Consider the following 12,029-nt stretch of genomic DNA (forward strand, 5'->3'; position numbering starts at 1 on the left):
TTGACCCAAGGACCCCGGTGAGCGGCCCGCAACTGGGCCCCTGGATCGAGTCCAGGGGCGCCACTACTGTCATCGGAAGGATTCGATGCATCTCCTCCAGGCGCAGCCCGGACAGATCGACGACGGGACGGAAGCGGTCGACCTGGGCCAGAGCCCGGCCGACGTCGTCTTCCTGACCGCCGCCGACACCGAGATCGCGGCGCTGGCCGCGGCGCGGCGGGAGCTTGGACCGGAAGCGCCGGCATTGCGTCTCGCCAATCTGATGTTCCTGAAGCACCCCATGTCGGTCGACCAGTATGTCGAGAACACCGTCGCCGGCGCGCGGCTGGTGGTCGGGCGTTTCCTGGGCGGCGTCGGCTACTGGTCCTATTGTATCGAGGAGATCGCCACCGCCTGCCGGGCGAAGGGAATCGCCTTCGCCGCCCTCCCCGGCGACGAGAAGCCCGACGCCGACCTCAAGGCCGTCTCGACGCTCGACGGCGAACCATACGAGACGCTGCACCGGTATCTCCGCGAAGGCGGACCCGGCAACTACCGCCACTGGCTCGCGTTCTGCCGCACAATGCTGGAAGGCGGCGAGGCCCCGCCCCCGCCGAAGCGACTCATGCGCGCCGGACTCTACTGGCCCGGCCGGGAAGCGCCCTCGCTCGCCGAGGTGCAGACCGACCGCACCCGGCCGGCGGCCATGGTCGTCTTCTACCGCGCACTGTTGCAGGGCGGCTCGACGGAACCTGTCGACGCGCTGATCGGGGCGCTGGAAGAAGCCGGGCTGCAGCCCGTGCCGGTCTTCGTCGCCAGCCTCAAAGAGGAATTGTCGGCGGACGTGCTGCGCGGGATCATGGCTGAGGCGCGCCCCGACATCGTCCTCAACCTGACCGCCTTCGCCGTCGGCAAGCCGGGCGAGGCGGACGGCTCGGCCGAGATCCTGAACACCGTGCTGGAATCGGAGGACACGCCGGTCCTGCAGGTCGTCATGGCCTCCAGCTCCGAGGCGGCCTGGTCGGAGTCCATGCAGGGCCTGGGACCGCGCGACATCGCCATGCACGTCGCCCTGCCGGAAGTGGACGGGCGGGTGCTCAGCCGGGCGATCTCCTTCAAGGCCGAGGCGTCGTTCGACGAGGACGTCCAGTGCGCCATCGTCACGCCGAAGCCCCGCACCGACCGCGTCCGGTTCGTCGCCGAACTGGCGCGCAACTGGACGACGCTGCGCCGCAAGCCCGCTGCCGAACGCAAGATCGCGCTGGTGCTCGCCAACTACCCCAACCGCGACGGACGGCTCGCCAACGGCGTCGGGCTGGACACGCCCGCCAGCACGGTCGGGGTCCTCGCTGCGCTCGATGCCGCCGGCTACCGCATCGAGGGCGCGCCTGAGGCAAGCAAGGAGCTGATGGACCGGATCATGGCCGGTCCGACCAACTGGCTGACCGACCGGACCGAACGCGCCGGCGGCGTCGTGCTGCCGACGGACGACTACCGCATTTTCTGGGAAGGCCTGCCGGAAGACCTGCGGCGGACCGTCGAGGACCGCTGGGGCGCGCCGGAAACGGATCCGTTCCACGATCCCGCCCGTGGTGGCTTCGTGCTCTCGGTCATCGAGTTCGGCAACGCCGTCGTCGCGGTACAGCCGGCGCGCGGCTATCAGATCGACCCGAAGGAGAGCTATCACAGCCCCGATCTGCCGCCGCCGCACGGTTATCTCGCTTTCTACTGCTGGCTCCGGCGGTCCTTCGGCGCGGACGCCATCGTCCATCTGGGCAAGCACGGCAATCTGGAATGGCTGCCGGGCAAGGCCCTGGCGCTTTCGGAATGCTGCTTCCCGGAGGCGGCGCTGGGCCCCCTGCCCCATCTCTATCCCTTCATCGTCAACGATCCGGGCGAGGGCTCCCAGGCCAAGCGCCGCAGCGCCGCCGTGATCGTCGACCACCTGACGCCGCCCATGACCCGCGCGGAGACCTATGGCGCGCTGAAGGACCTGGAAGCGCTTGTCGACGAGTACTACGACGCGGCCGGCCTCGACCGCCGCCGGCTGGAGCACCTGAAGAAGGAGATCCTGTCGCTGGTCCGCACCGAAGGGCTGGACGCCGATGCCGGCATCGCCCCTGGCGACGACGAGGAGGCCGCCTTTCAGGCGCTCGACAACTATCTCTGCGAACTCAAGGAAGCGCAGATCCGCGACGGCCTGCATATCTTCGGTCAGTCCCCGGACGGACGGCAGCGCCGCGACCTTCTGGTGGCGCTCGCCCGCGTGCCGGGCCGCAACCACGGTTCGCTCCACCGCGCCATCGCCGACGATCTCGGACTGGGCTTCGATCCGCTGGACTGCGACCTCGGCGCGCCGTGGACGGGACCGGAACCGGATGCGCTGGCGAAGGTCGACAACGCCCCCTGGCGCACGGCGGGCGACACCGTCGAGCGGATCGAACTTCTGGCGGCCGAGTTGGTGGCACTCGTTGAGCTATCACCCCCTCCCCGGCCCTCCCCCATCAAGGGGGAGGGAAAGGAAGAGACCGGCTTCAAATCCTCCCCCCTGGTGGGGGAGGTCGGCGCGGAGCGCCGGGTGGGGGGGATGCCCGAGTCAGCGAAGATTCTCGACCGTCTCGACAGCGCGCTCGCGCCGGCGCTGGATAGCTGCGGCGCGGCGGAGATGGCGGCGCTGCTGCGCGGCCTCGATGGCCGCTTCGTGCCGCCGGGACCGTCGGGCGCGCCGACGCGGGGCCGGGCCGACGTGCTGCCGACGGGCCGCAACTTCTTCTCCATCGACAGCCGCGCCATGCCGACCGAAGCCGCGTGGACGCTGGGCTGGAAGTCCGCCAGCCGACTGATCGAGCGGCACATGCAGGACCAGGGCGACTGGCCCCGCACCATGGCGCTGACCGCCTGGGGCACGTCAAACATGCGCACCGGCGGCGACGACATCGCCCAGGCGCTGGCCCTGGTCGGCGCCCGGCCCGTCTGGGAGAAGGCGTCCCGGCGCGTCACGGGCTTCGAGATCATTCCAGCCACGGCCCTGGGGCGGCCGCGCGTCGACGTCACGCTGCGCATCTCCGGCTTCTTCCGCGACGCCTTTCCCGTGCAGATCGATCTGTTCGATTCGGCGGTGCGCGCGATCATGGCGCTGGACGAGAGCCCCGACGACAACCCGCTGGCCGCCGCCTTCGCCCGCGACGCAGCGCAACTCGCGGACGGCGGGCAGGACCGCGCCGAGGCCGAACGCCGGGCGGGCTACCGCATCTTCGGCGCCAAGCCCGGCGCCTATGGCGCAGGGCTGCAGGCGCTGATCGACGAACGGCTGTGGGAGAACCGGGGCGATCTGGCCGACAGCTTCCTGAACTGGGGCGGCTACGCCTATGGCGCGGGCGCGGAGGGCGACCGGGCGCGCGGCGAACTGGAAACCCGGCTCGCCAACGTCGAGGCGGTTGTCCAGAACCAGGACAACCGCGAGCACGACATCCTCGATTCGGACGACTACTACCAGTTCGAGGGCGGCATGAGCGCCGCGGTCACCCACCTGAGGGGCGCGGAACCGGTCAGCTATCACAATGACCATTCCCGGCCCGAACGTCCCGTCATCCGCACCCTGTCGGAGGAGGTCGGACGCGTCGTGCGTTCGCGCGCCGCGAACCCGAAATGGATCGAAGGCGTGATGCGCCACGGCTACAAGGGCGCCTTCGAAATCGCGGCGACGGTGGACTACCTCTTCGCCTTCGCGGCGACCACCAGCGCGGTCGGCTCGCACCATTTCGACCTGCTCTACCGCGCCTATCTGGCCGACGATGCCGTGCGCGGCTTCATCGCCGAGCACAATCCGGCGGCGCTGAAGGAAATTGCGGCACGGCTGGACGAGGCGATCCGGCGCGGCTTCTGGCGCCCGCGGGCCAATGACGCCACAGTACGACTGAACGAACTGATCGAGGGAGGCTGACCGATGGCCGAGCAAGAAGATCCCAACGCCCGCCACAACGAGAAGATGGCCAAGAAGAAGGCCGCGCGGGACAAGATCATGGCCACCAAGACCGGCGAGAAGGGCCTGATCGTGGTCCACACCGGCAAGGGCAAGGGCAAGTCGACCGCCGCCTTCGGCATGATCTTCCGCTGTATCGCCCACGGCATGCGCTGCGCCGTGGTGCAGTTCATCAAGGGCGGCATGGACACCGGCGAGCGGCGTCTGATCGAGGAGCGCTTCTCCGACCTCTGCACCTTCGAGACCATGGGCGAGGGCTTCACCTGGGAGACCCAGGACCGCGAGCGCGACGTCGCCAATGCCCGCGCCGCCTGGGAGCGCGCCAAGCAGCTCATCCTCGACCCGGAAGTGAAGATGGTCCTGCTGGACGAACTCAACATCGCGCTGCGCTACGACTACATCCCGGTCGAGGAGATCGTCGATTTCCTGAAGAACGAGAAGCCCGAGATGACCCACGTCGTCATCACCGGCCGCAACGCCAAGGACGAACTGCTGGAGATCGCGGATCTCGCCACCGAGATGACCATGCTCGCCCACCCCTTCCGCGCCGGCGTCAAGGCGCAGCAGGGCGTGGAGTTCTAGGGGGAGCAGGCGGACTGGGGATGGCTGGGCCGGCCAGCCCGCCGTCCCGCGAGCGAATGACCGGACGAACGGGCAATGACGTTCCGGCAAAAACCTGTCACCCCCGCCTTGTGCGGGGGTCCGGAGCGGCTGCGCCGCAAGTCAATGATTCAACCGGATGCCCGCACAGGGCGGGCATGACACCGAAAAATCAACATTACACCGCCACCCACCGCCCCTCATCGGCCGAGCGGTAGACGGCTTCCTCGATCTCAACGTTCCGCAGGTAGTCCCGGACCGACGTCTCCGCCGGCGCGCCGTCCAGGAAGTGGGCAAGGGCGTGCGCCTGGAAGGCGTGCACACAGTCGCCGCCGAAGCCCCGGTCGTCCCAGGCGTAGCCGTGGCGGCGTTCGGCCTGGCCATTGGGCTTGAGCCAGAGCGCGCCATCGCCGGTCAGCCTGAGCCGCGCTTCCGAGCCGTCCAGCCAGAGCTCCCCCATGGTGAGCCGCGGGTTCGCCGCCTCGAACTCTGTCAGCCGGTTGCCGTCGAAGACGCCGCGGCCGCCGTCCCGGAACCGGAACAGCACGATCCCGGCGTCCTCCCCCGCGATCGCCGGGTTGAGGCGGCGTAGATCGGCGAAGGCCTCGCCTACCTCCCCCATCAGGAATCGGAAGGTGTCGATGAAATGGATGCCGGTCTCGTGGACGAGAAAGCGCGGCATCTTCTGGAAATAGGGCTGGCGGGCGAGATAGGCGTCCGGGCCGCGCCCGTCGCCGGGCCGGAGCCGGAACAGGATCGACTGGGGCGCGCCCAGCAGCCCCGCGTCGAGCAGCCGCCGCGCCTCCCGGTACCAGGGCTGGAAGCGGAAGTTCTCATGCACCAGCGCCCGGACCCCGGCGGCTTCCACCGCCTCGGCGATGGCTTGCGCGCCGGCGAGATGGTCGGCCAGCGGCTTCTGCAGGATCATGGGCAGGCCGCGCTCGGCCACGCGCCGTGCCAGCCCCAGCCGCGTCGCCGGCGGGGTGATCAGATCGACCACGTCAGGCGCGGTCCGCTCCAGCGCTTCGTCGAAATCGGCGAAGGCCGGCGCCCCGCCCACGGCCTCGGCCTTCCCAAGGTCAAGATCGCACACACCAGCGAGCTCTGCGCGGTCCAGCCGCTTCCAGGAGTCGTAGTGGAACTGCGCGAAATAGCCGGCGCCGACGCCGAGGACGCGGAGGCGGTCAGCCATGCCGCGGCCGCCTCCTGTCATCCCCGATGCCGCATCGCGGCACTCGGGGACCGTGTGGCGGATCGCGATGGCGTTCCATCCTGGTCCCGATGCCCGGGCAAGCCGGGCATGACATCGAGAGTGAGGTATGGGAACGCAGGTCACCCCTCGAGTTCCGCGAGCACCGCGTCGGCGGCGGCGGCGGTCGAGGCCTCGCCGCCCAGATCGCGGGTGCGCGCCGCGCCGGAGCGGAGCGCGGCCTCCACCGCCCACTCGATCGCCGAGGCCGCGCGTTGCAGGCGCTCGTCCTCGCGGCGGCGGCCCAGCCAGTCCAGCATCAGGGCGGCCGAGAGGATCATCGCCCCCGGGTTGGCGATGCCCTGGCCCATGATGTCCGGCGCAGTGCCGTGGCTCGGCTGGAAGATGGCGACGTCGCCGCCAATATCGCCGGACGGCGCCAGACCCAGCCCGCCGATCAGGCCGGCCCCGAGGTCGGAGAGGATGTCGCCGAACATGTTCTCGGTCACCATGACGTCGAAGTCCCAGGGCCGCTGCACCATCGCCATGGCGCAGGCGTCGACGTAGAGCCGCTCGGTCGCGACGTCCGGATACTCGGTGGCTATCTCGTCGAAGATGCGGCGGAAGAAGGCCATGGAGCCCAGCACGTTGGCCTTGTCGATCAGGGTGAGGTGCTTGCGCCGCGTGCGGGCCAGGTCGAAGGAGAAGCGGAACAGCTTCTCCGACGTCGCCCGCGTCACCTCCATGATGTCGCGGACGGCCCGGTCGCCGTCGGCCTGTTCCTTGCCGCGGCCGACGAACAGGCCCTCGGTGGACTCCCGGACCAGCACGAAGTCGATGTCGCGGCCGCGGGGGTCCTTCAGTGGCACGGCGTCGGGCAGCCAGGCGCGGATCGGACGCACGCCGCCATAGAGGCCGAAGATCTCGCGCAGGTCGATCTGGGGCACGATCTCCGTGTTGTCGGCGTAGCGCACGTCCGGCAGCCCCATGGCGGCGAGCAAAGTGGCGTCAGCCCGGCCCACGGCCTCCACTGTGGCTCGCGGCAGCGCCTCGCCGTGGTCGCGATAATGGGCGGCGCCCGCCGGGTGCTCGGCCGCCGAGACGCTGAAGCCGAAGAGGTCGGCGGCGCGGTCCAGCACCTTCAGCGCCGGATCCGTGACCTCGGGCCCGATGCCGTCCCCGGGTAGCACGGCGATGGAAATCGTGTCGTTCAAGCTGCACCCCTCCCGGGCCTCCGGCCATTCAGCAGGCCGCGTTTTCATTGTCTGCCCCGCACTATAGTATGACCCCCGGTCAGAGGCGACGCTTGGGGAGGCGGCAGATGATGACGGACAAGTCCGAATGGGTGATCGGCCGGACGCTGGCGCGGCAGGCGCGCGAGCGCGGCGACAAGCCGTTCATGCAGTTCGAGGACGGCGAGCCCTTTACATATTCGCAGGCGCACGAGATCGCCAACGCGACGGGCCACCGCTTCCGGGAGATCGGCGTGCAGTTCGGCGAGCATGTCGTGCTGATGCTGCACAACCGGCTGGAGTATCTGTGGTGCTGGTTCGGCCTAAACCGTATCGGCGCCGTCGCGGTGGCAGTGAACACCGCCTACAAGGGCCGCTTCCTGACCCACGTGCTGACCAACTGCAAGGCGCGCATCGCGGTGGTCGAGCGGGAATTCCTGCCCTGGCTGGCCGACATCGAGGACACCGCGCCCGACCTGGAGACCGTCTACGTGCCCGGCGGTCCGCTGATGGAAGGCGAAGTCCCGGCGTTCGAGCGGATCGACGTGCGTCCCTATTCCGAGCTGGAGGGCGGCTCGACCGCCGACCACAACACCGAGGTCACCTATCGCGACATCGGCATGGTGATGTTCACCTCCGGGACCACCGGCCCGTCCAAGGCGGTGCTGATGCCGCACGGCCACCTGCACCTGGTCGGCGTCTCCCAGCAGCGGGCGCTGAACCTGACGGAAAACGACCGCTACTACATCTGCATGCCGCTGTTCCACGCCCAGGGCATCCTGATGCAGACCTACTCCATCATGCTGGCCGGCGGCAGCGCCGTGCTGATGAAGCAGTTCCGGCCGGCGCAGTGGATCGATGACGTGAAGAAGTACCAGGCGACCGTCACCAACCTGCTCGGCGTGATGAACGACTTCGTCCTCGCCCAGCCCGTCAAGGAGGGCGAGCGCGACAACAGGCTCCGCATGCTCAGTGCCGTGCCGGTGACCAACGAGACGGTATCGGCGCTCCGCGACCGCTTCGGCATTCCGAAATTCAGCGAGCTGTTCGGCATGACCGAGTGCAACATCCCCGCCTGGCGGCCCTTCGACGCGCCGGACGAGCCCGGCTGCTCGGGCAAGGTCTGGGACGAGTTCTACGAGGTGCGCATCGCCGACCCGGAGACCGATGAACCGCTGCCCACGGGCGAGGTCGGCGAAATCCTGGTCCGGCCGAAGGAACCCTTCTGCTTCATGCAGGGCTACAACGGCATGCCCGACCGCACGGTCGATACCTGGCGGAACTTCTGGTTCCACACCGGCGACGCCGGTCGCCTCGATGAGCGGAACTTTCTCTGGTACATCGACCGCATCAAGGACACGATCCGCCGCCGCGGCGAGAACATCTCCTCCTACGAGGTGGAATCGGTGCTGCTGGAACACCCGGCCATCGCCGAGGCGGCGGCCGTCGCGGTGAAGGCGGAGCAAGGCGGCGAGGACGAGGTGATGGCGTGCATCGTCCTGGCGCCCGGCGCGGAGGCGCCCGACCCCGTGGCGCTGCTGGATTTCTGCACGCCACGCATGCCCTATTTCGCCGTGCCGCGCTTCATCGAGTATCTCGACGAGATCCCGAAGACGCCGTCGTCCAAGATCCAGAAGAACAAGCTGCGCGAGCGCGGCCTGACCGAAAGCACCTGGGACCGGGAGTCCGTCGGCTACAAGGTGAAGCGGACCTGATCAACGCAGGCGGGCCGGGGATGGCCGGGCCGGCCAGCTCGCCGACTTTCGCTCATTTCCGTTGACCCCGCACACCGGCGGCATAGTTTCTCGCGCACGCACCAATCCGAGGGGAAACAAGGCACATGAAGACGCGCATCACCGAACTGTTCGACATCGAGCATCCGATCATCCAGGGCGGCATGCACTATGTCGGCTTCGCCGAACTGGCCGCGGCGGTCTCCAACGCCGGCGGGCTCGGGATCATCACCGGCCTGACCCAGAAGACCCCCGAGGATCTGGCCCGGGAAATCGCCAGGTGCCGGGCGCTGACCGACAAGCCCTTCGGCGTGAACCTGACCTTCCTGCCGACGGTCACCGCGCCGGACTATCCCGGCTATATCGACGCCATCATCGACGGTGGCGTGCGCATCGTGGAGACGGCAGGCCGCAACCCGGAAGCGCACCTGCCGAAGCTGAAGGAAGCGGGCTGCAGGATCATCCACAAGTGCACCTCGGTGCGGCATTCGCTGAAGGCCGAGGCCATCGGCTGCGATGCGGTGTCCGTCGACGGCTTCGAATGCGGCGGCCATCCGGGCGAGGACGACGTGCCCAACATGATCCTGCTGCCGCGCGCCGCCGAAGAGCTGAAGATCCCCTTCGTCGCCTCGGGCGGCATGGCCGATGCGCGCAGCCTGGTCGCCGCGCTGGCGATGGGCGCGGAAGGCATGAACATGGGCACGCGCTTCATCGCCACGAAGGAGGCGCCGGTCCATGAGAACGTCAAGAAGGCCATCGTCGCGGCCTCCGAGCTCGACACGCGGCTGGTCATGCGCCCGCTGCGCAACACCGAGCGGGTGCTGAACAACGCCGCCGCCGAGAAGGTGCTCGCCACCGAGCGCGAAAAGGGCGCCGATCTCCAGTTCCAGGACATCCTGCAGGAGGTCGCGGGCGTCTATCCGAAGATCATGCTCGACGGCAACATGGACGTCGGCGTCTGGTCATGCGGCATGGTCGCCGGCCTGATCCACGACATCCCGACCTGCAAGGAGCTGATCGACCGCATCATGGCCGACGCCGAGACGATCATCCGCCAGCGCCTGGAAGGCATGCTGGGCGGCGCCCCGGCCGTGGCGGCGTAGGCCGCACCCGCGTTCCGCGGCAGGCGTCGCCGTTGCCGGGGACGGCTCAGGCAGCGAGGTTTCCGATCACAACCGGGCGGCGCGGAGTTCCTTGCGGCGGACCTTGCCGGCGTCGTCGCGGAGCGGGGCGTCGGTGGTGAATTCGAAGCTGCGCGGGATCTTGTAACGGACCAGCCGCTCGCCCAGAAAAGTCCTGAGTTCCTCCTCGTCGACGCCGCCAGGCGCGTCGACGATGGCGTGCACCCGGTTGCCGAGATCGTCGTCCGGCAGGCCGATGACGACCGAGGAGCGGACGCCGGGGAAGAGGTCGATCGCGGCCTCCACCTCGGCCGGGTAGATGTTGGCGCCGCCGGCCAGGATCATGTCGGCGATGCGGTCGGTCAGGTAGAGATAGCCTTCCCTGTCGACATAGCCGAGATCGCCCAGGCTTTCCCAGCCGCCTTCCATCGCCTTGGATTCCGCACCGAGATAGGTGTAGGTCGAGCCCTGCCCGCCATCGGGCAGGAAGAAGACCTCGCCGACCTCGCCCGGTTCGGCCTCGGTCCCGTCCTCGCGCACGATCTTCATGGTGGAACCGGGGAGCAGCTTGCCGACCGAGCCCTTGTGGGTCATCCACTCATCGCCCGTGATCCACGTGACGCCGGTGCCCTCGGTGCCGCCCATCAGCTCGTAGATGCGGTCGGCGCCCAGCCAGTTGATCCATTCCTCCTTCAGCCACGGCGGGCACGGCGCGGCGAGATGCAGGAGAACCCGCAGGCTGGAGAGGTCATAGGCGTTGCGCACGTCGTCGGGCAGACGCCAGATGCGGTGCATCATGGTCGGCACCATCATCATCCAGTCGATGCCGTAGTCCTGGATCAGGCGAAGCGTCTCCTCGGCGTCGAAGCGGTCGGCGACGATGATGTGGTTGCGCTTCAGCATCGCCTGGATGGCGAAGATGAAGGGACCGTTATGGTAGAGCGGCCCGACCACGAGGTGGTTGCGGTAGTTCTCCTGCAGGAGCCAGGAATTGTCCGAGCCGGCCAGCGTCGAGGCCTCGAAATCGTAGAGCGGCGCGCTGGCCGAGACGATCAGCTTGGGCCGGCCCGTCGAGCCGCCCGACGTCGGCGCCTTCCAGCTGTCGGCGACGACGTCGTCAAGGTCGCTGTCGTCGGTCTCCTCGGGCGGCATGTAGCCCTTCGGCAGCACGGGGCAGCCATTGGGCGAGGGCTCGTCGGACCCGACGACGAGCCGGCTGCCGGCGACCTCGATGATGGCGTCCCGTTCGGCTTTCGGCAGGCGGGCCGAGACGGGCTGCGGGATCCCGCCGGCCTTCCACGCCGCCCAGGCGGCGGCGAAGAACTCCGCCCCGTTGGGGAGGGCGATGGTGACCATGGCGTTCCGCTCGACGCCCATGTCGCGGTAGACACGGGCCAGGCGGTTGGTCCAGCGGTGGAACTCGGCCGCTGTCCAGGTACGGCCGTTGTGGGTGACGAAGGGCCGGTCCGGCATCTCCGCCGCCAGCGCCGCCAGATTTTGCGCGAACGAGATTTCCGCCATCATCCCCTCCCCCGAGACATGCTGATTCCGAAGCCGTTCAGAGGATAACCGCGCGCGCGCCCAAGGCTAGACCGTGCGCAGGCTGTCCAGGCCGATCACCGGCTCCTCGCCCTCGGGCGCACCGAAACCGAGGTCGACGAAATAGAACTCGTCCGGCAGCGCGTTGCGCATGTCGTTGCTCGGCGGTTCCGATTCCGCCCGTGACCGGGACGACGAGAAAACGCTCATGAGCTGGACCGGCGCGTCGTCGGCGTCCGCCAGAACCGGCAGGATGATGCCTTCCATCGGCGCCTCGGCGCGGGTTTCCGGATAGCGGTGAAGGAAACGGAAATAACCGCCGCAGGGTGTGCTCGCCAGGCTCCACAGCCGCCGGGCGCGTGTGGCGCGGTTCTCGGGCGCGGTCAGGTCGAGTGCGTTCACACCGGTCATGTGCATGCCCGAATACTCATCGACACCCGTACCCGCGAGCCGGAAGTGGAAGACATCCGGCGCCCGGGCTTCGAGCAGGATGATGCCCGGCAGCAGTTCGACGATGTCCTCCAGCCGCACATCGCGGCGGCGGGGCGGCGCACCGGCCTTCCGCCAGCCGATCCAGGCTGCGAGAAACAGCGCGTTGCCCTCTGCAAGCTCGAATTTCATATCGCCCCCGACCAGCGCCCGCCACTTCATAAC

General features: G+C 68.7%; 8 protein-coding genes. 4 read left to right on the top strand and 4 right to left on the bottom strand.

What is annotated here, in order from left to right; all coding sequences use genetic code 11:
- Positions 1–85 precede the first annotated feature (85 nt).
- Together TEF_16850 and TEF_16855 are read left to right on the top strand one after the other, a co-directional pair.
- Positions 86–3,922 (top strand): cobaltochelatase subunit CobN, encoded by a 3,837-nt coding sequence (locus tag TEF_16850; protein ID ANK82273.1) that lies wholly within the window; start codon positions 86–88, stop codon positions 3,920–3,922.
- Positions 3,923–3,925: 3 nt separating this feature from the next.
- Entirely contained in the window at positions 3,926–4,543 is a 618-nt protein-coding gene (locus TEF_16855; protein ID ANK82274.1) for a cob(I)yrinic acid a,c-diamide adenosyltransferase, read from the top strand.
- Positions 4,544–4,739: 196 nt separating this feature from the next.
- Here the strand turns inward: TEF_16855 and TEF_16860 are convergent, their stop codons facing one another.
- Complete coding sequence (locus TEF_16860) at positions 4,740–5,753, bottom strand: dehydrogenase (GenBank protein ANK83563.1); 1,014 nt, start codon at positions 5,751–5,753, stop codon at positions 4,740–4,742.
- A 140-nt stretch (positions 5,754–5,893) separates the two neighbouring features.
- Positions 5,894–6,964, bottom strand: a complete 1,071-nt coding sequence (locus TEF_16865; protein ANK82275.1) for a 3-isopropylmalate dehydrogenase — start codon at positions 6,962–6,964, stop codon at positions 5,894–5,896.
- Between the two features lie 107 nt (positions 6,965–7,071).
- Between TEF_16865 and TEF_16870 the strand changes: the two genes are divergently transcribed.
- Both TEF_16870 and TEF_16875 read left to right on the top strand, forming a co-directional pair.
- Complete coding sequence (locus TEF_16870; GenBank protein ID ANK82276.1) at positions 7,072–8,697, top strand: hypothetical protein; 1,626 nt, start codon at positions 7,072–7,074, stop codon at positions 8,695–8,697.
- A gap of 125 nt (positions 8,698–8,822) precedes the next feature.
- Positions 8,823–9,818 carry a nitronate monooxygenase gene (locus TEF_16875; GenBank protein ID ANK82277.1) on the top strand — a complete coding sequence of 332 codons (996 nt, stop codon included), beginning with the start codon at positions 8,823–8,825 and terminating at the stop codon, positions 9,816–9,818.
- A gap of 66 nt (positions 9,819–9,884) precedes the next feature.
- On the opposite strand, the gene TEF_16880 is transcribed toward TEF_16875, so the two are convergent.
- Positions 9,885–11,357 carry an acid--CoA ligase gene (locus TEF_16880; protein ANK83564.1) on the bottom strand — a complete coding sequence of 491 codons (1,473 nt, stop codon included), beginning with the start codon at positions 11,355–11,357 and terminating at the stop codon, positions 9,885–9,887.
- Positions 11,358–11,423: 66 nt separating this feature from the next.
- Positions 11,424–12,026 carry a hypothetical protein gene (locus TEF_16885; protein ANK82278.1) on the bottom strand — a complete coding sequence of 201 codons (603 nt, stop codon included), beginning with the start codon at positions 12,024–12,026 and terminating at the stop codon, positions 11,424–11,426.
- Positions 12,027–12,029: the final 3 nt, after the last annotated feature.

The sequence above is a fragment of the Rhizobiales bacterium NRL2 genome, from assembly GCA_001664005.1.
Lineage (GTDB): Bacteria > Pseudomonadota > Alphaproteobacteria > Minwuiales > Minwuiaceae > Minwuia.